This window comes from Saliphagus sp. GCM10025317 (assembly GCF_042663665.1).
GTDB lineage: Archaea > Halobacteriota > Halobacteria > Halobacteriales > Natrialbaceae > Natronosalvus.
Map to the genome: position 1 here is coordinate 1,385,695 of NZ_JBHTAQ010000005.1, position 24,047 is coordinate 1,409,741.

Consider the following 24,047-nt stretch of genomic DNA (forward strand, 5'->3'; position numbering starts at 1 on the left):
TCGTCGGCTGAACGGGCGTCATCCGTCGACGCGAACCAGCCCAACGCCGGTGGCTGACACGTACGTCGCGCCGATTCCCCCGAGACCGACGTGCACCCAGTAGGTACACAGCCGGTAGAGCAGCGCAGCGGCCGTCGCGACGTCGCCCGAGACGGCGGTCGTCGCGACCAGTAGCCCGGCCAGAAACATCTCGACGCCGCCCATCCCGCCCGGAAGCGGAACCACCGCCGCCACCGTCGACAGCGGTACACAGAGGAGCGCGACCGCGAACGGGACGTCGACACCGAGGGCGATCAGCGAGAGGAACAGGGCGAGGGCGTTGAAGATCCAGCTCGCCAGAGCGACCGTCACCGCGCCCAGCAGGACCGACCGATCCGCCGCGATGTCGTCGATCGTCGAGAGGAACCCACGGACGCGAGTTCGAACGGCGGCGCGCTCGATGCCGGGCACTCTGGCCAGCGCCCCCTCGAGCCGAGCGGTAATCTCGAACAGGATGGTCCGCGCGACGCCGTCGCGTGTGACGGAGACGGCCGAGGCGGCGACGAGAACGGCTGCGAACAGTGCCCCCAGGAGGCCGGTCCTGAGACGGTTCGACGGGAGCGACCCGGCGGTCACGCTCGAGGCGACGTCGACGGAACCGTTCGCAGCGACCCCGATGAGTCCAACAATGGCCACGACGACGGACGTGAGGAAGACGAGTACCTCGGCCACGCTGACGACGGCGGCGTTGTCCTCGAACGGTGAATCGGACGATCCCGCGAGCAGGTACGCGGTCACGGCGACGCCGACGGACTGTCCCCACGGCACGACGCTCCGGGAGAAGTACCCCGCCAGGAACGCGCCGACGAAGTCGGTCCCATGGGCCGATCCCTCGATCGGATCGAGCAGTCGGTAGACGATTAGGGCGCGGAGCGCGAGCATTGTCGCTCCGGCGACCGCACCACCGGCGACGAGGATCGGATTGGCGCGACGGATACTCGAGACCACGGCCTCCCAGCCGGCACTGTAGACCAGTATTCCCGTGACCAGGAGTGCGACGGCGAAGCCGGCGACCACCCGTAATCGGCGCATCTGCCGGGAGCAACGACACTCGTTGACTTGAACGTACTGTCGGGGAACGGAACGTTCACCGTTCGGTATTCGGCGCGACCGTCTTCGTCGACGAATCGCGATCAGACGTGCTCTTCAAGGAACTCGGCGATCGCCGAGTAGGCCTCGATGCGGTTCTCGAGCTTGCTGAAGCCGTGACCCTCGTCCTCGAAGATAAGCTTGCGGACGGGGACGCCCTGCTCGCGGGCCTCCTCGACGATCTGTTCGGCCTCGCCGACGGGCACGCGGGGGTCGTTCGCGCCGTGGAGGACGAACAGCGGGGCCTCGATGGTATCGACGGTGTTGATCGGAGAGATCGACTCGAGGAACTTGCGATCCTCGGCCAGCGAGCCGTACTCGGCCTCGCGGAGTTTCCGGCGCCAGTCGCCCGTGTTCTCGAGGAAGGTCACGAAGTTGGCGATGCCGACGACGTCGACGCCGGCGGCCCAGAGCTCCGGATACTCGGTGAGCGAGGCCAGCACCATGAACCCGCCGTAGGAGCCGCCCATGGCGACGACGCGGTCGGGGTCGATCGCTTCGTGGCCGGCAAGCCACTCGACGCAGGCGGCGACGTCGGCGACGGAGTCCATCCGTTTTTCGACGTCGTCCAGGCTTGCGTACTCGCTCCCGTATCCCGAAGAGCCCCGGACGTTTGGTTCGAAGTAGGCGTACCCCCGGTTCAGGAAGTACTGCTTGACGCTCGAGAACGAGGGCCGGCGCTGGCTCTCGGGGCCGCCGTGGATGTCGACGATGACGGGGTAGCCGTCGTCGGCGGTTCCGTTCCCATCCCCAGCGCCCTCGAGCGCCCCCGCCGACCCCGCCGGGAGCGTCAGGAATCCGGGCACCTCGAGGCCATCGAAGCTCTCGACGTGAACGAGTTCCGAGGACCGGAAGGTCTTGGGCGGGATTCCTGCCGTGGGGGCGAGCGTCCACTGCTCGCTCTCGCCGGATTCGACGTCGACGACGAAGACGTTCGCGTTTACCGCATCGCCAGTCGTCGAGCAGGCGAAGACCTCGGCGTCCGGGCCGAAGCTCACGCCGCCCGAGAGCCCGCCCGGCAGGTCGGGTTCGGGGAACATCTCGAACGCCGCCGGATCGTCGCCCGTGAGTTCGCCCGCGGTGAGTTCGGTGTAGCCCTCGACGTTTCGCGAGTAGACGAATCGGCCGGTCTCGTCGTCCATGGCGAGGCCGTCGACGTTCCATCCATCTCCCTCGACCATCGTTTCGACCTCGATACCCTCGAGGTCGAGGTAGGCGAGCGCGAGCGTGTCGGTCTCCTCGTCGGTCACGAGGTAGAGTCCCTCGCCGTCGGGCGCCCAGGAGGCGCTCTGGTAGCGGACGTCGCCCTCGTGGGGCGTGAGGTGGGTCATCGTTCCGGTCTCGAGCTCGAGGCTGTAGAGGTCCTGGTCGAAGTTCGAGTAGGCTTGCGAGATCAGCAGACGGGAGTCGTCGGGGCTCCAGCCGCCGACGGTGAGCCAGCCGTCGCCCTCGGTGACGAGTTCGGCGTCGTCGCCGACGTCCGCTCGGCCCTGGACGTACACGTCGAAGACGCTCTCCTCGCGGCGGTTCGAGGTGAAGGCGAATTGTTCGCCGTCGTGGCTCCACCCGCCCCAGCGGTGTTTCGCCTCCGGCATCCCGGTCAGGTTCGCCACTTCGCCCGTCTCGGCGTCGAGTCGGTACAGTTGCGCGCGCTCGTTGCCGCCCTCGTCCATCCCGAACGCCAGTTCCGGGCGTTCGGGCGACCAGGAGGCGAACGTCACTCGCTCGTCGTAGAACGTTCGCTGTTCGGGCCACGTCTGTGCCTCCTCGAGCGTCCAGACCTGGGGCGTCCCGGTGGTGTTCATCAGAAACGCCAGTCGGTCGCCCGCCGGGCCGAGGGAGGCGCCGTAGGCGCTTCGAATGTTGAGATAGCGCTCGATGTCGTACGTTCCCATGGCTCACCAGTCTCGATTCGAAATGGTAACGGTTTCGACTCGGTCCCTCGAGTGCCGAAATGGATCCGCGTGCTCCGTCCCGTCCAATTCCGGCATTGTGTCCTCCACGAAACCGGTCAGTCGATGCTTTCCAGGAGAAGGGCCTTCGAACTGAGCCATCGACACTCGGTCCCAGCGGGATAAATTCTCATTACTGGGGTCACGACCGTTCACTCGCGGTTCCGGTGTTTCAGCGCTGAATGGGGAGAGGCGAACAGTGTTCTTCGATATGAGTGAAACGGTGAGGATAGAAACCGTTACTTGCATTCGAGATGCGGTGAGACGGTGACCGTCGCTGGCGGCGGTGTTCACCCGTTTATGTGAATCGACGAGGGTGTGAAATCGTCGGCCGGCGACGACGTCGTTCCCGACGAGCGGAGCCCGTCGCTCCGCGACCTACACGGCGGTTGCAGGGCTCGGGCCGTGAATTAACGGCTGAAACGGTCGCGGTCCCTTTTGAGAGCATGCGTCCATCCGATTTACGATGAGAGACAACGAGTTACTGCTCGGCTCGACCGATACGCCGTCGATCGGCTACGCCTACGACGACGGGACACAGCCGCCGGTCATCGGCGACGATCCGACGATCAGGGCGGGGACGATCGTCTACGACGACGTCGTGATCGGCGACCGATTCAGTACGGGTCACTTCGCACTGATTCGCGAGGGAACCCGAATCGGCGACGACGTGCTCGTCGGGACGAACGCGACCATAGACGGGACGTCGACCGTCGGTTCGAACGTGAGCATGCAGACCGGCGTCTACGTACCTGCAGAGACCACCATCGAGGATCACGTTTTTCTCGGTCCGAACGCCGTCTTGACGAACGATCCCTATCCACTCCGTCGGGAGGCCGACCTCGAGGGCCCGACCCTCGAGGCTAACGTCTCGATCGGGGCGAATGTGACCATCCTCCCCGGCGTGACCGTCGGGCGAGGCTCGTTCGTCGCCGCGGGTGCGGTCGTCTCGGCGGACATCCCCGAGGAGACGCTGGCTGTCGGCGTTCCGGCGAGACACGAACCGCTTCCGGCGGCGCTTCAAGGGGGGAACGCTGCATGATCGCCATCGTCGGGTTCGCCAGGGAGGTGAGCGTCGCGTATGCAAACTGAACGACGGATAGACGTCGGCGTAATCGGCGTCGGCTCGATGGGGAGACAGCACGCGCGAGTCTACGCGGGACTGTCAGAGGTGAATCTGGTCGGCGTCTTCGACGTCGACGACGAACGCGCCGCTCGCGTCGCCGACGAACACGGCGCGACCGCGATGGACCTGGAGTCGCTCCTCGCGTCGGTCGACGCCGCTTCGATTGCCGTCCCGACCGTGCATCACTACGACGTCGCCGTGCAGTGTCTGGAGGCGGGCGTCGCGATGCTCGTCGAGAAACCCCTCGTCACGAATCTCGAAGAGGGGCGACGGCTCCGTTCGAGAGCGAACCGCGCCGACGTGCCGGTACAGGTCGGTCACGTCGAGCGGTTCAACCCGGCCGTGGTGACGCTTCGTAAAATCGTCGAGGATCTCTCGATCATCAGTATACACGCAGAACGGCTCGGGCCACCACCGAACCGGCGAATCGACGACAGCGCCGTCCTCGACCTGATGATCCACGACATCGACGTCGTGCTCTCGTTGCTCGACGAGTCGCCGACGGGCGTCAAGAGCACCGGCGTAAACGACAATCGCCACGCATCGGCGCTGCTCGAGTTCGACTCCGGGATCATGGCGTCGCTCACCGCCAGCCGACTCACACAGCGAAAAGTGCGTCGACTCACCGTGACCGCCAGGGAGTGTCTCGTCGAACTCGATTACATCGCCCAGTCGATCGCGATTCACCGCAACTCGGTCCCCAAGTACGCCGAACGCGACGGCAACGTTCGATTCCAGCACGAAAGCGTCGTCGAACGGCCGCACGTGCCGAACGAGGAACCGCTACGGAACGAACTCGAGGCCTTCGTCCAGGCCGTCGCGTCGAACGAGACGCCGGCCGTGACCATCGACGATGGACTGGCTGCGCTCGAGTTGACCCACCAGATCGAAGCCCAGGCCATGGGCGACCGATCGGACCTCGGAGTGAGGGTGGCAGATGACTGATCGACGATCGATCGCCGAGGGCGACGGACTCGAGGTCGCCGATACTGACAGATCTGAGGCCGCCGATACCGACGGAGGGACGGTCGATGGGACCGATAGACTCGAGGTCACCGAGGCCGACGGCGGAACAGTCGACCGTGCAGACGACCGAGACTCGTCGACAGAGTCCACAGCGGCGAACACCCGACCGTACGGAACCGGCCGCTCGAGCGAACGACTGCGTCGCGCGTTCGTCTCGGGGTCGATCCCCGTCGCCGTCTACGGACTCGGAAAGATGGGACTCCCCCTCGCTGCAGTGTTCGCCGAGACGACCGGCACCGTCCTCGGCGTCGATATCGACCCCTACGTCGTGGCGACGATTCAGGCCGGAGACTGTCACGTCAAACGGGAACCCGGCCTGGACGAGCTGGTCGCCGAACGAGTGTCCACCGGTGCGCTCGAGGCGACGACGAACCCCCGCGAGGCTGCGAGGCGATGCTCGGTACACGTCGTCATCGTGCCGACGCCCATCACGGACGAGCGAGCGCCCGACCTCTCGATCCTCGACGCCGCGATCGAGGCGATCGGAACCGGACTGGACCCGGGCGACCTGGTACTCGTCGAGTGTACCGTTCCACCCCGGACGACCAGCGATCGGGTGCTTCCGGCGCTCGAGGCGGCGTCGGGACTCTCCCGCGGGACGTTCGGCGTGGCCTTTTGCCCCGAACGGACGTCGTCGGGACGGGCGCTCGAGGACATCCGCGGCGCGTACCCGAAGGTCGTCGGCGGCGTCGACGCGGAGAGCACCGCGTCCGCGCGAGCGATCTACGAGACCATCAACGACGAGGGCGTGATTGCGGTCTCCGACGCGACCACTGCCGAGTGCGTCAAGGTCTTCGAGGGACTGTACCGAGACGTCAACATCGCGCTCGCGAACGAACTCGCGACGTTCACCGACGAATTCGGCGTGAGCGTCAGGGAGGCGATCGACGTCGCGAACACCCAGCCCTTCTGTGACATCCACGAACCGGGACCCGGCGTCGGTGGCCACTGCATCCCGTTCTATCCGTACTTCGTGATCCACCCCTTCGAGACCGACGCCCCGCTGCTCGAGACCGCTCGCGCGGTCAACGACTCGATGCCGGCGTTCACGGTCGCAAAACTGCGCGACGGTCTCGAGGACGAGGGGACGGCGCTGTCGGACGCGACGGTACTGGTGCTCGGGCTCACGTATCGACCCAGCGTCGAAGAGATCAGGGCCTCGCCGTCGATCGACATCGCCGCCGAACTCTCCGCGGCCGGCGCGACGGTCTACGGCGTCGACCCGATGCTCGAGTCGGACGACCTCGAGGCATTTGACTTAGAAGGGGTGGAGCTCGAGGCGGCGTACGACCTCCCGATCGACGGCGTGATTCTGGTCACACCGCACGAGGAGTTCGACGAGATTCGGTGGGCTGACCTGGGAACGGACCGTGAAAACGAACTCAGTGATCGTAGAGACCACCGTCCGGTCGTCGTCGACGGTCGCGGAACCGTCGCTGGCCCGATCGATTCGCGGGTATACGAAATCGGTGGCGGGGTTCGCGAGGAGCGGGGGTGGGATTCGTGAGCAATACCGCGAACGCGAGCACTGCTTTCACTCCATCTGCCAACCGGATCTGCGTCGTCGGACTCGGCTACGTCGGACTCCCACTCGCTTGTGAGTTCGACAGCGTCGGGTACGACGTCCGCGGCTACGACGTCGATACGGACAAGATTCGAACGCTCGAACGCGGAATCGATCCGACGGGCGACGTTAGCGATCGATCGATCGCCGAGAGTTCGATACAGTTTACGACCGACCCGAGCGTGATATCGACGGCCGATTACGTCGTCGTCGCGGTGCCGACCCCGGTCGACGAACTCGAGAAACCGGACCTCAGCCTGGTCGAACGGGCGGGGGAGACGGTCGGCGAACACCTCACCGCGGGGACGACCGTCGTCCTCGAGTCGACGGTGTATCCGGGGGCGACTCGCGAGCTATTCGTTCCGGCGCTCGAGCGAGGCTCGAGTATGACGGCAGGCGAGGAATTCGGCGTCGGCTATTCGCCCGAACGAATCGTCCCGGGCGACGACGACCACGGTCTGCGCAACGTCGTCAAGATCGTGAGCGGATTGACCGAAGGGGCGCGGGCGAATCTCGTCGACCTCTACGGATCGATCGTCGACGCGGGCGTCCACGAGGCGCCGACGATCGAAACCGCCGAAGCCGCGAAGTGCGTCGAGAATACGCAGCGCGACGTCAACATCGCGCTGGTGAACGAACTCGCGGTGGCGTGTACGCACCTTGGGATCGACACACAGGCCGTGCTCGACGCGGCGAAGACGAAGTGGAACTTTCACGACTACCGACCCGGCCTCGTCGGCGGCCACTGTATTCCGGTCGATCCGTTCTACCTCGTCTACGAGAGCGAACGAAACGGGTTCAAGCTCGAACTCGTTCGATCCGCACGCGAGATCAACGATTACGTTCCAACCCACGTCGGAGAGATGACTGTAAAGACCCTGAACGACGCCGAGAACGTGCTCAAGCACAGTACCGTCTTGATCCTCGGACTGACGTACAAGCCGAACGTGGCGGATCTCAGATCGTCGATCGGCGGTGTGATTGACTACCTCCGAGAGTACGGCGTCTCCGTCGTCGGGTACGACCCGCACGCGGCCGACGCCGAGATCCGAGAGCGCTTCGGCATCGACGTCGTTCCCGAACCGTCCGGGGATGGATTCGATGCCATCGTGATCGGAACGCCCCACGACGCCTTCGGTGAACTCGACATCGGAGGGCTACTCGCCGAGATGAACGAGAACCCCGTCCTCGTCGACGTCGACGGGATGTTCGAGGACCGGGCGAGCGAACACGATTGTCGCTACTGGAGGTTGTAATGTACCGGGATCACTCCGTCGCCGCCGTCGTTCCGGCGTACAACGAGGAACGATTCATCGGCGACGTGGTCAGGGAGATGCCTTCGTTCGTCGACCGACTGTACGTCGTGAACGACTGTTCCACGGACGGCACGTGGGAGGCAATTCTCGAGGCAGCACAGTCGGACGCACGCCGCCGGATCGACCGGGAGGGGGCGGTTGCGGACCGGGTCGAACGAATTCGACCCGACGGTGGAGAGAACCCCGCGCTTGCAGCGAGAGCAACCGTTCACGAGCCGATCGGTCGCGTCGTCCCGATCGATCACCGTGAGAATCGCGGTGCCGGCGGCGCGATCAAGACCGGTTATCTGGCGGCGCGGGCCGGACGACTCGACATCGTCGTCACCGTCGACGGCGACGGTCAGATGGATCTCGACGCGATGCCGAAGCTCCTCGACCCGATCGTCGACGGAGTCGCGGACTACGCGAAGGGGAATCGACTGCTCGCACCCGATCACCAGCGATCGATGCCGCGGTTCCGACTGTTTGGCAACGCGCTCCTCTCATTGCTGACGAAAATCGCATCGGGATACTGGAAGCTGAGCGACCCCCAGAACGGTTACACCGCCATCTCGAGGGACGCACTGGAGGCGGTCGACCTCGAGTCGATGTACGAGTACTACGGCTATTGCAACGACCTCCTCGTGAAGCTGAACGCCAGAAGTACCCGTGTCGCCGACGTTTCGATTCCCGCGGTCTACGGCGACGAGAAGTCGAGCATCGTCTACTCGACGTACGTCCGGAACGTCTCGGGAATGCTCCTTCGAAACTTCCTCTGGCGGCTCGAAACTCGGTACCTTCGATTCGATTTCCACCCGGTCGTCCTATTCTACCTCTTCGGTGCGGGCACGTCCGCGCTCGGATCACTCGGCGTGCTCTGGTCGTTCCTCTCCCGTGGTCGATCCGGAGAATCGCTGTTCATTCGCATCCTCGCGAGCACTCAGCTGTTTCTCGTCGGCTGGCTGTTCCTGCTGTTCGCGATGGTGTTCGACATGCAGGAAAACGAAGACCGTGAGGTGGTGATCCACGAATGACGGCGACCGTCCTGTTCGACGTCGGCCATCCGGCACACGTTCACCTGTTCAAACACGCTATTCGAGAACTCGAGGAGCTCGGCCACGACACGCACGTGTTCTCCCGGGAAAAGGATCTCACGGTCACGCTCCTCGACCGGTACGGGATCGACCACACTCCACTCTCACAGAAGCGATCGAACGTGGCCGGACTGTTTCTCGAACTCATCGAGCGCGAGATTCGAACCCTCCGGGCTATGCGGCGAGTCGATCCGGACGTAGTCGTCAGTTCACCGATGCCGCCGGCTGCCCACGCCGCACGAGTTACCGGGACGCCGATGATCGTCTTCGACGACAGCGAGGTCGCCACGTTGCAGGCACGGCTGACGCATCCGTTTGCGACCAAGATCTGTACGCCGGTAAACTACGGTCGTGACCTCGGTGCGAAACAGGAGCGGTACGCGGGGTATCACGAGCTGGCGTACCTCCATCCGAATCGGTTCGAACCAGATCCCGACCGACTCAGGGCCGTCGGCGTTGATCCGCACGAGCACTACTCGGTCTGTCGATTCGTCTCCTGGAGCGCCAACCACGACACCGGCAACCGCGGGTTCTCCCCCGAGGGAAAACGCGAACTGCTTTCGATCCTCTCCGAGGAGGGACGGACGTACGTCACCAGCGAGGATCCGCTTTCGCCGGAATTCGAGCCCTATCGTCTCCCTGTCCCGCCGGAATTGATTCACGACCTGCTCTACTACGCCGATCTCTACGTCGGCGACTCCCAGACGATGGCGACGGAGGCGGCCATCCTGGGGACGCCGGCGATTCGATCGAACTCGTTCGTCGGTGACGGCGACATGAGCAACTTCGTGGAACTCGAGTCCACGTACGGCCTCCTCTCCTCTCTATCCGACGAACGGGAGACGCTGGCGCTCGCTCGCGACCTCTCGACCGATCCCGACGCCAAGGCGCGTTGGAGGCAAAAACGACGGCGACTCCTCGACGACAAGATCGACGTCACTGCCTATCTCCTCGATACCATCCTCGAGACGGCAGGCGAACCGCGTCGGAAACCCGGCCTCGAGACGGAGGCTGGTCGATGAAGGTACTCACCGTCGTCGGCGCTCGTCCGCAGTTCGTGAAGGCGTCGGCTGTTTCGCGTGCGCTGAACGCGTCGGGCCACGACGAGAAACTCGTCCACACCGGTCAACACTACGACGAAGAACTCTCGGACGTCTTCTTCGAGGAACTCGAGATTCCCGACCCCGCCTACGAACTTGGAGTCGGTTCGGCGTCTCACGGCGCGCAGACGGCCGCGATGATCGACGGCATCGAACCAGTCGTCGCAGAGGTCGAACCGGACGTAATCGTCCTCTATGGTGACACGAACTCGACGCTCGCCGGAGCGATCGTCGGTTCGAAGGTTGACGCGACGGTCGCTCACGTCGAGGCCGGTCTGCGGAGTTTCACCGACATGCCCGAGGAAGTGAACCGACGACTGACGGATCACGCGGCAGACCTGCTGTTCGCGCCAACGGCCGGAGCGGTTGCAAATCTCGCCGCTGAAGGCCTCGAAGAGGGCGTCTACCGGAGCGGCGACGTTATGTACGACGTGCTCTTGCGGGTCGTCAACCGCTCTACTGGACGATCGACGATCCTCGAGCGACTCGAGGTGATGCCTGGAAACTACGTCCTGGCGACCGTCCACCGCGAGCGAAACACGGACGATCCGGTCCGGCTGCGATCGATCGTCGACGCTCTCTCGACATCGTCGCTGCCGGTCATATTCCCGGCACACCCCCGAACGATCGACCGACTCGAGCGCAACGATCTCCTCGAGCGAGCGAGACGCGAACTGCACCTCACCGAGCCGGTTGGATACCTCGATTTCATCCGGTTACTCGACGAGGCCGATCGCGTCGTCACCGACTCGGGCGGGGTCCAGAAGGAGGCGTTCTTCCTCGATACTCCCTGTATCACACTTCGTGAGGAGACCGAGTGGGCTGAGACGGTCGAGTGCGGCTGGAACGAACTCGTCGGCACGGATCGACGAGCGATCGAGCGTGCCCTGGTACGGGAACGCTCGCTTGAGGACAAGCCGTCGCCGTACGGCGACGGGCGAGCGGCCAAATCCATCGTCGAGGTGCTCGAGCGTGCTCGATGACCACGCGTTCGCGGTCTGTCTCACCCACGACGTCGACCGTCCGTACAAAACGTACCAGGCGCCGTATTACGCTCTCGTGAACCGCGACCCGTCGCAACTGCGGTCGCTGCTCTCGAGGGGTCGACCGTACTGGCAGTTCGAGGAGATCATGGCCCTCGAGGACGATCTCGGCGTCAGGTCGACGTTCTTCTTTCTGAACGAGCAGAACCTGTTCCGCGATAAATCGCCGCGAGAGTGGCTGCGACCGGCGAACTGGAAACACTTCGTGGGTCGATACGAGATCACGGATCCGGCTATCGCCGACGTTATTCGCGAACTCGATGCCGGCGGGTGGGAAGTCGGATTACACGGTTCATACGAGTCTCCCGACGATCCGGTTCGGTTGAGAGAGGAGAAGTCGCAGTTGGAACGAATCCTGGGTCACGAAATCACCGGTGGGAGGCAGCACTATCTCCGACTGACCCGGCCGGACACGTGGGAGATTCACCGGGAACTCGGGTTACGGTACGACGCCAGTCTCGGTTCGACAGACGAGGTCGGCTTTCGCCACGGGTACGGTCTTTTGCGCCCCTTCGACGACGAGTTCGCGGTCTTCCCGCTCACCGCGATGGAAGTCGCGCTCCTGGGGCCGGAAACGGACCTCGAGTCGGCCCGGGAACGAGGCTACGAACTGCTCCGTGAGGCCGAGCGAAACGACGCCGTCGCCACGCTGCTGTGGCACCCGAGATTTTTCAACGAGGACGAATTCGGCGGGTATCGCCAGTTGTACGTCGACCTCGTCGAGTACGCCCAGGAACGCAACGCCTGGGTCGGCTCCTGTACGGAGTTTCTCCGGCGCGTCGACGAATCGAACGAATTGGAACGAAAGCCAGTTCGAGAGCGCCCGTAGCCTCCCAAATGGGACGCACGAAAGACAAACATTTACCTTGAAACCATCGATCTGGCTGGGCTCTACGTAATCTCTCTGACCTGAACGTTCCCGGGTGCGATCGTACCCGTCGATCTCGAGGGAGCGATATACGAACTCGCCGAAATCGAACGACGACGCTCGAAACGAAGGTTACTGCCGGTGACTGCGGAGGTCGTCGGGATCGCTACCGATCCACGGTGAGCCGTTCCGACCGGCATCGGCCGTGATACCGACCAAATTCGATGTTCCGGATGGTCGTCTCCTAGAGGTCGTCGACGGCGACTTCCTCGCCGTTCCATTCGAGCCAGAAGGCGGGGTCGGCGTCGGAATCGGCGTTCTCGGCCTCGAAGGTGACGATGTCACCCTCGACGGCGAAGCCGTCTCCCCAGCCGTTGCCCGTCAAACCCTCGACCTCGTAGTACCCGGTCTCGTAGTAGGTGATGGTATCGTTGTCGTTCGCCGAGACAGGGTTTCCGGAGGGCGACGTCTCGAGGTCGGCGACGGTGACGGGACCGTTGGCGACGAATCGATAGCGCACCCGATCTGCTCCCGGTTCGGTCAGGATTGCGAACTCGGCCGGTTCTGGATCGGTGTCTTCGCTCCCACCGGTTAGATCGGCGACGGTGACTTCTTCGCCGTTCCACTCGAGCCAGAAGGCGGGGTCGGCGTCGGAATCGGCGTTCTCGGCTTCGAAGGTGACGATGTCACCCTCGAGGACGAAGCCGTCACCCCAGCCGTTGCCCGTCAAACCCTCGACCTCGTAGGTGCCATCCTCGCGCTCGGTGATCGTGTCGTTGCCGTTCGCCGAGACGGAATTGCCGGAGGGCGAGGTGCCGAGGTCGGCGGTCGAGACGGGGCCGTCGGCGACGAACCGGTAACGGACGCGGTCGGCACCGGGTTCCGTCAGGATCGCCAGTTCGTTCTCGCTCTTGGAATCGTCTTCTGTTCCTTCTTCATCGTCACCGACCAGGTCGGCGACGGCGACTTCTTCGCCGTTCCACTCGAGCCAGAAGGCGGGGTCGGCATCGGAATCGGCGTTTTCGGCCTCGAAAGCGACAATTTCGCCGTCTATGGCGAAACCATCGCCCCAGCCGTTGCCCGTCAATCCCTCAACCCTGTAGGTGCCGTCCTCGCGCTCAGTGATCGTGTCGTTGCCGTTTGCCGAGACGGAATTGCCAGAGGGCGAGGTGCCAAGGTCGGCAGTCGAGACGGGGCCGTCGGCGACGAACCGGTAACTGACGCGATCGGCACCGGCTTCTGTCAGGATTGCCAGTTCGTTTTGGTCCCCGGTATCGTCTGTCTCCTCCCCTTCGTCTCCACCGTCACCGCTCTCTCCACCGTCGTAGTTCAGCCAGTCTTCGCGGGTTCCGTTGACCAGCATCACGTGGTCGTCGAAATAAATCGTGTGCGGATCGTTGTCCTGGTAGAGGTCGTACCCGAGTGGTCCCGCGTATTCGATCCCGTTTCCGTCGGCGGACCGCCACGCGAGGTTCTCCCGCTCGTAGGCGAGTTCGTCGTTCACCCACGCACGGAAGACGCCGTCGTTGTTCATCGACCCGCTCGAAGTGTACGTATTCAGCTTCTGGTAGGTTTCGACCTTCACCCACTCGTTCATCGGCATCTGGACCCGGTTGCCGTACTCGATGTACGGGGTCGTGCTGTCGGTGAGTCGCGCGTCGTAAGAGTAGACGAAGAACGTGTACGTGTCGGGGTGGTCGTGGTTCTCCCGACGGGTGAAACCGACCCGGACCGACCATCCGTCTTCGCCCGTGAACGGCGGTGGCGTGGCGAAGTTCCCGCTGTCCTGGTCTTGCTCGCTCCGTAACCCGGCCCAGAAGATCCGCATCGTGTTGTTCTCCGAGAGCCACATCCCGTTCGGGTGGACGTAGAACCGCTGGTACAGCTCGTCGACGTCCGCCCCGTAATGGTCGTCGAACGGGTACACCGTGTTCGCGCTCATCTGGTCGCCGTCGAGGTAGTGTGCGCAACTCGTCTCTCCCGTTCGAGAGGTGCTCGACGTGATGTCGGGGCTCGTACTCGAGCGCTGGTTCCACACGTCGTAGACGTCACCCAGGCCGTTGTACGATGACGACGGATCGTAGTACTGGTCGTAATCGATCTCGATCAGATCCTGGTCGTGAGAATCGGCCGCGGCGGTGCCCGAACTCAGGAGTGCCCCACCGGCGATCGCGGTCGAACCGAGTACCTTGAGATACGTTCTCCGTTCGATGTCGTTCGCCGTCCCGTTCTCTTTGCCGTTTTCCAGTGTGCTATCGATTGCTCGTTTCGAGCGCTCACGTGCCATGCAACTTGACTAGCCAACTATGCTGACCTCAACGCTCTCATGAACATATCGGAACTTTATACGTCGATGAGTTACTGTCAGGTTGTCTGTAGTGTCCTCGTCCAACCACGGAAAACGATACCCGTACTCGAGATACACGAACCGATTAAAGGGGGTATTCAGTACCGTTAGACTCGATTCACGGATCAGATAGTAGTAATCGCCTGCGGATCAGAGCGGTCGCTCGAGTGAAAAGATCGACACGTATACGCCCGTTCGCCAGTTCTCATCGGCGCGCAATCGAATCGAACGCCGCCTGTGGACGTCAGGACTTCGTAGGCGACACGATATTTTCGGGAATTCCGCCGACGACGATGTGATGATCGTCGAAGTAAACGGTCTCACCGTTCTGATTTGACCCCCACCAGTAGCCGTAGGGGCCGGCCTCCTCGATACCCTGTCCTGGAACGCTGGTCCAGCGGTAGTCGGTTCGCTCGAACGCCAGTTCGCCGTTCACCCAGACGCGGATTTCGCCGTCGGCGTTCGCCTGACCGCCCTCTACCGTATTCAGTACCTGGTGACACCGGATGTCGTTCCACTCGTTCATTCGAACGTCCGTCTCGGTGACGTTCAATTCGGGGACCGGGTTTACCTGATCCATGTGGTAGACGTAGACGAAGAGCGGGTACTCGTCGGGATGGTTGTGAGATCCACGTCGGGCGTACCCCAGTCGGACCGACCACCCGTCCTTGCCGTTCGGGATATCTTCCTGGCTCGTCCCACCCGACGACGTCGGTCCGTTCCGAAGTCCTGCCCAGAAGAACCGGAAGGTCCCCCTGTCCGCCAGTGTCATCCCGTTCGGGTGGAATCGAAATCGCTGGTACGTCTCGTCTACGACGCCGCCGTGATTGGCGTCGAACGAGTAGACCGTATTGGCAGTCATCTGGTTCCCCTGGAAGTGGTGTGCGAGACACCGGTCCCCGGTTCCTGGCTGATCGACCGCAATCTCCGGATCGGCTCCCGAGCGGTGATTCCACACGCGGTAGACGTCTTCCAGACCGTTGTACCTCGACGAGGCATCGTAGCTCTCGCCGTAATCGATGTCGATGAACTCGAGGTCGGTCGCCTCTGAACCGTCCACCTCCCCTCGAACTGCGCTCGAGAACAACGCTCCCGTCGCCGTTGCCCCGAGCAGTGAGAGATACGAGCGTCGGCCGAGCGTGCCCCGTTTCGTTCGCCGCGTATCGCCACGGGGCTCGTCGCCGGAAACATCAGATTGCTTGCCTCGCATACAAAAACGATGAAGTAACCTCCGGTTATCAACCTTGTCGTGTGAAAATCGTACATTTATCTCATAAATAAGGACAAGAACTTCTATTTCGAAAGACATTCGAGCTCAGAGACTATACTGGCAGTCCGAAGAGGTGAACCGACCGATCTGGCCTTCGGAGCGGACCCTGGAAGAGCGACGTTCGCGTATTCGGTTCGTGATCGTGACGGTTTTGCTTGTTGCTACGCCGGTCAATCACGCAGTCAGTGAAGCGACTCGAACGGGAAAACAGGCGTTACCGAACGCAATGATCGAGTACCACCGGTTGGCTTTTCACGGAGGGTGGTGGTTACGAACCCTATGTGTGCCGATCCGACGGTCCTCCTCCTCGATGGGGATTACCCGACCGCGCTGACCGTCGCGAAGGAACTCTCCGAGGATCTCAGTGTGACGATCGTCGGCGTCGGAACGACCCGATACAGCCGACTGCTCCGGTCGAGATACTGCGACGAGAGAATCATCGCCCCTCCACCGGAGAGCGAGGGATACGCCGACGCCCTCGAGTCGGCGGTTCAGACCTATCGCCCGGACTTCGTCTTGCCGGTCGGGTACCAATCAACGGTTGCAATCGACCGACTTCGGTCGACCCTTCCTTCCTCTGTTTCCACCTCTCTCCCCTCGAGCGAGTCGCTCCGTACCGGTGCCGACAAGTCCGCCGTCCTCGACCGTGCGGCCCGTCTCGGGATCGACGTTCCGGCGGAGTACTCGAGCGTCGTCGAGCGAATCGACGCGAACGGGCGGCCGAGGGGTGCACTCGACCAACTAAACTTTCCCGTCTTTCTCAAGGCCAGACACGAATCCGGCGGTGGCGAGACGACGGCTCGAGTCGACGACCCTGCTCGCTTTTGGCGGACTTACGACCGCATTGCGGCGGTCGCTCCGGGCGGGGACGTACTCGTCCAGGAGCTAATCGAGGGGACGGGGTCGACCTACGGAGTCGGCGTTCTCTGTTCGGACAACGATGTCGTGCTCAGGTTCAGTCACGAGGAACTTCGGTCCGTTCCTCGATGGGGTGGAAGTGGGACGCATCTTCGAACCTACCGAAACCCCTCTCTCGAGGCGCAGGCGACGGACTTGTTACAGGATCTGGGGTGGCACGGAATCGCACTCGTCGAGTTCAAGCGCCGTCCCAATGGGTCGTTCGTGCTCATGGAGGTGAACCCGAAGTTCTGGGCGTCGTACGCGCTGGCTAGCGAACGTGGCTACCGATTCGCCTCGACAATGGTCGCATCCGCTCTCGACCTGGACGTCGATCTCCCCGTCAGGACTATCGGAACGGTCGACGAGATGGTATTCCCGCTTCGGGAACTCCAGTACTGCGTTCGGCAACCGACCCGGAACGAAATCTCGACCGCTCTCAGGACGGTACTGACCCCAGGGGCGAAGTGGAGTCTCGACTGGACCGATCCCGTCGCCTGGCTGATGCCACCTGTCGCCGCGATGGAACGAGTCCCCGACGTAGAGGCTCGACTCGAGGCCGCTGTCGAGTCCGTAACTGGCCGTCGATCGCGGAACGCAGGGGAGGATCGACGATGACAGGCTTCGGTGGGACATGGACCGACGATGACGGGTCTCAGCGAGCCGATCGTGGACCCTGCACTGGCCGCTCCAACGAGGACGTCAGCCGGGTCGCACGTCTCGAGCGTGCCTCTATCGGGGTAATCGTCCGGAACTGGAAGCGGTTTTCGAACGTGCCTCGAGAAGAATCCCCCAGCCAACGATCGCTGAGAGGCGGCCAGGAGGAGCGTGATGATACATGAGGACGATGTTCGACCACGCCTACCTCGTATCGAAGGTTCTTCTGATTCCCCTCGCCGTCCTGGGCGTCGCTGGTCCATTCGTCGTCGGTCGTGTGAACCTCTCGATCTTGGGACTCTACCTGGCTCTGCCGATGACGCTGGCCGTCGTCGTACTGTGGCGCGGAGGGAAGCGTCACTACCGAGAGCCGGTCGAATGGATCGCCGTCGACTGGCGAGTGTTCTCCATCGGTTTTCACCTCGCCGTCTCGAGCCTCGTCGTCTCGCTTGCGATTTACGACGTCCGTCCTCTCGCGTTCTTCGTCGGACTCGCCGTCCTGTACGGACTGATCATCGTGTTGATCTGGTTGCCCAGCCTCGGTTCCGGTCGCACGCCGATCTGTCTGTACCACATGGTCGTCGCCTTCGCGCTCACCGTGTTCAGCGTGACGTTGAAGTACGACTTTTTTATCGGGAACACGGATTTGATCGTCCACGTCTCGCTGATCGATTCGCTCGTCGAAAGCGGTGCGCCAGTGTCGTTGGAACTGTACGAACCGTTCCAGCTGTGGCACGTGTACGCGGCGACGACGCACCAGTTGTTGGGCGGTTACCTGACGACCCACCGAACGGTGTACGTGCTCAGCGGGGTACTGTTTGGTGCCGGCATCCTCGCAGCGTACGGATTCGGACGGCGGGTCACGCTGAACGAACGAGTAGCGCTCCTGACCGCGCTGTTCACGATATTCCATCCGTTTTACACCTTCTACGGAATGTACTCGATTCCACGGAGCGTCACCTCGATCGTCTTTCTCGCGCTCCTCGTCACCCTTCTCGGCCGGACGGCCCCCGGCATGCGCCTCGCTGGCCTGGTGTTTCTCGTCGCGATCGTCGTCTACCACCCCGTCTCTATCCCGTTCGTGTTCATCATCATGACCATCGTCTACGCGGTCGAACGAATCGTCAGGCGCTCGTCTGCGGTCGGGGCCCAACCGCCGACCGTCGACTCCTTCACGATGGTAACCACGGGGCTGGTGACGCTCACCTACTGGCTGTACGCGGCCGAACCCCTGGTCGAAACGATTATCGGAGCACTGACGAGCGCCGCGTCGGGTTCTCGAACCGAACCGCCACCGCAGGGGGTCGTCGCCAGCCCGTGGGCGGAGGTCGCAAACTACGTCCCGTACTCGTTTTTCATCTTCTTCATGCTCCTCGGCGCTTTGCTGTGGCTCCGGGACGACACGCGCGAGTGGATCGCCACCGGCGTCATCGGCATTTCCGCGCTGCTACTCGTGCCCCTCTCCGTCCCGGGGCCCACACTCCTCCTCGAGGGCCTCGCCGGGATCAACATTAATCGGTTCGTCCACTACACGTACATGCTCTTCGCGCTGACGGGGGCCATCGGCGCGTATCGGCTGTTCTCTCGAGGCGGATTCAAATACTTCGTCGTTCTCGTGCTTGTGCTATCGCTCTTCGGCTTCACCGCGGTCTCGAACGACTTTGTCGCGAGGGACAACCCCGCCGTCGAACGGCCGTTCTATACCTACTACCTGACCGAGCAGGAACGCCAGTCGTACGAGGATATCGACGCGATGTACGACGGGCTGATCGAAACCGATAGGCCGTCGTGTCGATACGTGGGCGAAATGCTCGACGCCGAGTGCGTCGTGGTCGACGCCGGTGCGGAGAACGCGATGTTCGAGGAAGCAGAGAGCGTACTGTTACGAGACGGCGAACTCGAGCGCCGTCCGTTGCAGTTCACGGCGTACGTCGACGACGAGATACCGGTCGAGAACCTGGGTGAGCGTAACCGCGTGTACGACTCCGGTTCAGTCACGTTCTACCGGTAGTGCGGCTCTCTCGTCTCGTAGAGGGCTAAAGCGCCTCCTTCTTGCCTCGAGGCACGACGACGCTGGCCGCTCACTCGACCATCCAGGAGTACCAGTCCCCGTTTCGATAGATTGAGAGTCGCTCCTCGCCTGAATCCGCGTCCGTCCAGGCGACGACGGTGCCCTCACGCCCGTGTTCGTGCCAGTCGCCATCGTCGGCCGGATTCGACGATCCGTTGTCACCGAGTCCATTGACGACCGTTCGAACGTCCGTCGAAATCTCCCCCTGGACGTTGTCGACGGCAACGTCCGGGACGTCGACCTCCAGTACGACATCTTGGCGGTCGGTCTCGAGGGTGACGTCACGGACGACCCCACCCCTGCCCGATTCGAAACGAATCGGGCGCACGGACTCGTATCGACCGCCGATCACGCGACAGTTCTGCGCGCCCCCATTGAACCGTACCGGAATCACGTCGCCGGTGAGCGTACAGGAGCAGTCGAGAAACGCCGTTTCATCCCTGGCGACGATGATCGCGTCCTCCGTAGCACTGGAGTCCTTCTCGCCGAAGAACGTACAGTCTCGAAACGTTACCAGGCCGTCGCCGCCTTCGCCGTTCTCGTTGACGACCGCGATCCGTCGGTCCGCGTCCGATCCCAACCGGGAGCCGGTTATCGTCACCGACCTGCCGGAAGACGCGACCTCGAGTACCGACCGCGACCCCTCGGCGTCGTTGTACCCGTAGCAGTTCTCGAGACGGCAGTCACCGTCTCGAAGCCAGTAGCCGCGGGCGTCGGACAACTCGGAATCGCGAACCCAGACGGCGCTGTCGCGAACGACACCACCGATTCGAATGTTCGAGATGTCGTTGTCGATAGCTGTACAGTTCTCGACGACGACCGACCCGTTCGAACAGTAGAATCCGTTGTCGGCGCAGTTTCGGGCCAGGCTGTGCGTGATCGTTGCGACCGCGTTGTCGGTCGCCTCGACGTACACGCCGGCACCTGGCCCTCCGTTGACGACGCAATCGTAGATCTGTCCGCGACAGTCTTCCATCCCGATCAGTTCGATCATGCGACGCCCGCTCGTCGGCCTGCCCACCGTCATGATATGCTCGAAAATCACGTCTCCGGTCGCGTACGAGACGACGGCCGAGCCTGCGACGCCGTCCTCGTCCTCGACGTTCCGGAAATCGAACTCGAAGCCGCCGATGTATACGTTGTGTCCACTGTACGACCGGGACGGACCAAGCGCGAACACCTTGGAATCGTAGACACCAGCCCCTTCGAACGTCGAGGACGGTTCGATCGTTGCGTTGTAGCCGAGCAACCCGAAGTCTCGAAACGAGTCGTGCTCGAATCCAGCGTCCATCCGGTACGTCCCGGGTGGAAAGAGTACGAGGAGTTCGTCGCCGCCTTCCTCGGCGAGAATTTCCTCCAGAACTGGCGTGACGTCGTCTTCGCCGGTTGGGTCCGCTCCATAGTTGACTACGTCGACGTGTCGCCAGTGATCCGCGAGCGTCGCCTCGGTGGCGTCGGGAGCCGGTACGTTCCCGTCCTCGTCTATATCTGCACCCTGGCTGGACAACATGTAGCCAGTGATTGTCGGTGGGAGGCCACCAACTGCCGTCAGGTACTTCCGGCGGTCCATACGTGGCGAGAGACCACGTGTGGAGGGATACCAATTTCTCAGAAGCATGCCTATATGAACAGTTCAATTTGATATTTCGCCTAAGTATCCGTCGCTGGCAGCATTCTCTGGCAAGAGTGCCAGCTGGATTTACGAACGGACGAACGGCAAGTGGCCGCCACCTGAACCAGGGCTACGGGGATAGAGACACGCCTCCGACGCTGGAGTAATATCGCGTTCCAGTCCCGTACCAGTAGGATAACAAAGGCCATCTCGGACGCACGTACCGACAGTTCGGCCAGTGACGTCCGGTCTCGAGGAACCTAGAGATGAGTATCAGAATATCGGTATTGAACCCCGCCGATCGAGAATCGTGGAACGAATACGTCGACCGGTCGCCGCAAGGATCGGTCTTCCATCGGTACGACGCGCTCAGAACACAGGCGACGTACTCGAACGCCAGACTGTACCCGCTCGTCGGATACAAGGGCCAGGAACCGGTCGGGATCTTTCCCATCTTCGAGAGCCACAAGGGTCCGGTTACGTTCGCGTTCTCCCCACCGCACGGGTTACACGTCCCTATTCTCGGGCCTGCATTGCTCAACATGGGTCAACTCAAGCAACGCAAACGAGAGAAGCGACACAGTCGGTTCATCGACGGGTGTCTCGAGTGGATCGACCGCGAACTCGAGCCCAGGTACACCTCGATTCGAACGTCCTGGCGGTACGACGACGTCCGACCGTTCAAGTGGAACGAGTTCGACGTCCACCCGAGTTACACCTACGTCGTCGACCTCGAGACCGACGAGGAGACATTGATCCGTCGATTCAGTCGAACGACGCGTCGAACCATCCGAAACCATCTCGACGACGAGTACACCGTGGCAGTCGGCGGCGTCGACGAGGCCAGGTGGATCATGGAGCAGGTGGTCAGCCGATTCGAAGAGCAAGGGAAGGCCGCGACGATGTCGCCGTCGTTCGTAGCCGAACTCTACGAACGGCTTCCCGACGGTGTCGTGAATCCGTACGTGCTTTCCGTCGACGGAGACCCCGTCACCGGTACGATTCTCCTCGTGGACGGGGAGACGGCTCACCGATGGCAAGGTGGAACGAAGCCCGGGACGTCTCTTCCAGCGAACGAACTCCTTGAGTGGCGGATGCTCACCGATGCGATGGAACGAGGCGTCCGCGATTACGAACTCGTCGACGCTAACATCCCACGAATTAACGGGTGGAAGTCGAAGTACAATCCGAACGTCCGGACGTACTATACGATGTACCGATCCGGTCGGGGAATGGCCGCCGCCGTTCAGCTGTATCTCAGGCTTCGGGATCGAAACGAACTCGTCACGAAACTCGCACCAGGCTGAGAAAACGGTTCTCGAGTGAGCCGCTCAATTCGAGCCGCAAATTGATTTGAGTCGTTCGGAAGCCGAACGTAGCCTCCAGCGGTCGGATGTACGACGCGTCGGCCTATTCGCGTCATTCGTGGCGGGTCGGAATCCGCTCGATCAGTTCGAGCAACTGACGTTCGACCGTTTTCGGCAGCGCAGTCGCGCTAGCAATCTCCTCGAGGTCGTCACTCGTGATCGCGCCGGTCATGATTGAGGCGACGGCGAACACGACCGCACCGAACGGCGGGACGATCACGAGCGAGAGGATCGACGAGTCGATCGCCCACGAAACGAGAAAGATCGACGTTGCCGACACAGTGATCGTGACGAACGTAGCCCCCCAGCGGATGCCCGCGAGCGGTCGGTACCCCATCCGTCGAGCGATGGCCGTCTGGAACACGACGAGGCTTCCGTAGCCGATCGACGTCGCGACGGCGGCTCCGATCATTCCGTAGCCCGGAATCAACAGTAGGTTTAACAGTACGTTGATCAGCGAGCTGGCGCCCGTCGCGACGAGGAGCGGACGAAGCGATCGCCTGGCCTGGTTGATGGCGAGTGACGGTCTCGCGACCGCGAACCCGAGCACGCCCGGGAGCAGCAACAACAGGGGCGTGACCGCCGGTCGAAACGACTCACCTAAGTAGAGCGGAACGAAGTCAGCTGCCAGCGCAGCGAGGCCGAGTACCAGCAACGTCGTAAACAGGAACACGTACCGCGTAACGATTTGTGATTGTTGCTCGATAGCGTCGATGTCCCCACGCTCCCAGAGGTGCGAGACACGCTGTAAGAGCGCGTACTGAACGGCGATCGGTGCGAACCACAAGACTTCAGCGATCACCAGCGCGCCTTTGTAGTATCCCACGAATTCGTCGGACAACCAGACCTGGAGCAAGAGCACGTCGACGTGGTACAGGGACGTCAAAAAGAGGAAGAAACCGATCGTGCTCGCGGTGTAGGTGAGAATCTGTCGTTTCGGAAGGTCCACACCGCTCGAGAAGAAGGCCTGGCGAACGGGCAACAGACGGCTGACGATTGCCAATCCGAACACGATGGTGAACGCACTGGAGACGATGGATCCGAGCAATACGCCCTCGACGCCGTATCCAAGGTAGACGAACGTGATCGCGAACGCGACGAATAGCGTCTCCTTGACTACTTTTAGCGGTTCCGAGCGAGACTCCAGTTGGAGTCCCATGAGCGTCCACAGGACGTGCGTCGCCAGCTGGTTGAAAACGAGGTACGCGGCAAGCACGTAGAAGAGTGACGTAAACGCCGGTCCGAACGTGGATGCTGCGAGACCCGTGTACGCCGCCAGAGAGAATAGCGTAGCGGCGAGGAGCCCGATGACGAACACCGCTCTGAACACGTACCCGAAGATGGCGGCTTGCCACGCCGCGTCCGACCGCTCGGAGATGTACTTTCGTACCGTATCGCCCGTTCCTGAGACCAGAACGATTCCGACGACGGAGTAGACGGATAGGACGAGCGCGTACCGACCGTACTCGACCGGTCCGAGGAGCCGAACGAGAACTGGTGTGAACCCCACTCCGAGGAGTAAGATGTACGCCTTCGAAACGATGATCGAGACGACCGCGGATGAAAATGAATTGCGCATGGTTCAGACTAGAGCGTGCGTTTGCCCCGGTGACTGCATGCTACTCGGAAG

General features: G+C 62.4%; 17 protein-coding genes. 11 read left to right on the forward strand and 6 right to left on the reverse strand.

All coding sequences use genetic code 11. The features are described from left to right. Positions 1–18 precede the first annotated feature (18 nt). Together ACFQS4_RS08925 and ACFQS4_RS08930 are read right to left on the reverse strand one after the other, a co-directional pair. Entirely contained in the window at positions 19–1,071 is a 1,053-nt protein-coding gene (locus ACFQS4_RS08925; RefSeq protein WP_497901170.1) for a lysylphosphatidylglycerol synthase transmembrane domain-containing protein, read from the reverse strand. 101 nt (positions 1,072–1,172) lie between these two features. Next, complete coding sequence (locus ACFQS4_RS08930) at positions 1,173–3,023, reverse strand: S9 family peptidase (RefSeq protein WP_497901171.1); 1,851 nt, start codon at positions 3,021–3,023, stop codon at positions 1,173–1,175. Positions 3,024–3,546: 523 nt separating this feature from the next. On the opposite strand from ACFQS4_RS08930, the gene ACFQS4_RS08935 reads away from it, so the two are divergent. From ACFQS4_RS08935 to ACFQS4_RS08970, 8 genes are read left to right on the forward strand one after another with little or no spacing between them, the layout of a single operon-like run. Next, entirely contained in the window at positions 3,547–4,122 is a 576-nt protein-coding gene (locus ACFQS4_RS08935) for an acyltransferase (protein ID WP_497901172.1), read from the forward strand. A 39-nt stretch (positions 4,123–4,161) separates the two neighbouring features. After that, positions 4,162–5,151 (forward strand): Gfo/Idh/MocA family oxidoreductase, encoded by a 990-nt coding sequence (locus ACFQS4_RS08940; protein ID WP_497901173.1) that lies wholly within the window; start codon positions 4,162–4,164, stop codon positions 5,149–5,151. Further along, positions 5,144–6,739, forward strand: a complete 1,596-nt coding sequence (locus ACFQS4_RS08945; RefSeq protein ID WP_497901174.1) for a nucleotide sugar dehydrogenase — start codon at positions 5,144–5,146, stop codon at positions 6,737–6,739. Before ACFQS4_RS08940 ends, ACFQS4_RS08945 begins: the two co-directional genes overlap by 8 nt. Further along, on the forward strand, positions 6,736–8,052 hold the full coding sequence (locus ACFQS4_RS08950) for a nucleotide sugar dehydrogenase (RefSeq protein WP_497901175.1): 1,317 nt from the start codon (positions 6,736–6,738) through the stop codon (positions 8,050–8,052). The genes ACFQS4_RS08945 and ACFQS4_RS08950 overlap by 4 nt, the downstream gene beginning before the upstream one ends. Beyond that, on the forward strand, positions 8,052–9,125 hold the full coding sequence (locus tag ACFQS4_RS08955) for a glycosyltransferase family 2 protein (RefSeq protein ID WP_497901176.1): 1,074 nt from the start codon (positions 8,052–8,054) through the stop codon (positions 9,123–9,125). The genes ACFQS4_RS08950 and ACFQS4_RS08955 overlap by 1 nt, the downstream gene beginning before the upstream one ends. Then, a complete protein-coding gene (locus tag ACFQS4_RS08960; RefSeq protein ID WP_497901177.1) occupies positions 9,122–10,207 on the forward strand; it encodes a DUF354 domain-containing protein in 1,086 nt (361 codons plus the stop codon). The genes ACFQS4_RS08955 and ACFQS4_RS08960 overlap by 4 nt, the downstream gene beginning before the upstream one ends. Beyond that, positions 10,204–11,268 (forward strand): non-hydrolyzing UDP-N-acetylglucosamine 2-epimerase, encoded by a 1,065-nt coding sequence (gene wecB, locus ACFQS4_RS08965; RefSeq protein ID WP_497901178.1) that lies wholly within the window; start codon positions 10,204–10,206, stop codon positions 11,266–11,268. The genes ACFQS4_RS08960 and wecB overlap by 4 nt, the downstream gene beginning before the upstream one ends. Further along, positions 11,258–12,157: a polysaccharide deacetylase family protein gene (locus tag ACFQS4_RS08970; protein WP_497901179.1), complete on the forward strand. Its 900-nt coding sequence runs from the start codon at positions 11,258–11,260 to the stop codon at positions 12,155–12,157. The genes wecB and ACFQS4_RS08970 overlap by 11 nt, the downstream gene beginning before the upstream one ends. 283 nt (positions 12,158–12,440) lie before the next feature. Here the strand turns inward: ACFQS4_RS08970 and ACFQS4_RS08975 are convergent, their stop codons facing one another. Together ACFQS4_RS08975 and ACFQS4_RS08980 are read right to left on the reverse strand one after the other, a co-directional pair. Next, entirely contained in the window at positions 12,441–14,483 is a 2,043-nt protein-coding gene (locus ACFQS4_RS08975; RefSeq protein WP_497901180.1) for a hypothetical protein, read from the reverse strand. 304 nt (positions 14,484–14,787) lie between these two features. Continuing rightward, positions 14,788–15,753, reverse strand: a complete 966-nt coding sequence (locus ACFQS4_RS08980; RefSeq protein ID WP_497901181.1) for a hypothetical protein — start codon at positions 15,751–15,753, stop codon at positions 14,788–14,790. A 339-nt stretch (positions 15,754–16,092) separates the two neighbouring features. Here ACFQS4_RS08980 and ACFQS4_RS08985 point away from each other — a divergent pair, with 339 nt between their 5' ends. After that, a complete protein-coding gene (locus tag ACFQS4_RS08985; protein WP_497901182.1) occupies positions 16,093–17,328 on the forward strand; it encodes a carboxylate--amine ligase in 1,236 nt (411 codons plus the stop codon). A 220-nt stretch (positions 17,329–17,548) separates the two neighbouring features. Then, positions 17,549–19,378 carry a putative glycosyltransferase family protein gene (locus ACFQS4_RS08990; RefSeq protein ID WP_497901183.1) on the forward strand — a complete coding sequence of 610 codons (1,830 nt, stop codon included), beginning with the start codon at positions 17,549–17,551 and terminating at the stop codon, positions 19,376–19,378. Positions 19,379–19,448: 70 nt separating this feature from the next. Here the strand turns inward: ACFQS4_RS08990 and ACFQS4_RS08995 are convergent, their stop codons facing one another. After that, the gene (locus ACFQS4_RS08995; RefSeq protein ID WP_497901184.1) at positions 19,449–21,008 is read right to left on the reverse strand and encodes a right-handed parallel beta-helix repeat-containing protein; all 1,560 of its coding nucleotides are present in this window, start codon (positions 21,006–21,008) and stop codon (positions 19,449–19,451) included. A 308-nt stretch (positions 21,009–21,316) separates the two neighbouring features. On the opposite strand from ACFQS4_RS08995, the gene ACFQS4_RS09000 reads away from it, so the two are divergent. After that, complete coding sequence (locus ACFQS4_RS09000; RefSeq protein WP_497901185.1) at positions 21,317–22,357, forward strand: GNAT family N-acetyltransferase; 1,041 nt, start codon at positions 21,317–21,319, stop codon at positions 22,355–22,357. 112 nt (positions 22,358–22,469) lie between these two features. Here the strand turns inward: ACFQS4_RS09000 and ACFQS4_RS09005 are convergent, their stop codons facing one another. After that, on the reverse strand, positions 22,470–23,996 hold the full coding sequence (locus tag ACFQS4_RS09005; protein WP_500192942.1) for an oligosaccharide flippase family protein: 1,527 nt from the start codon (positions 23,994–23,996) through the stop codon (positions 22,470–22,472). Positions 23,997–24,047 lie beyond the last annotated feature (51 nt).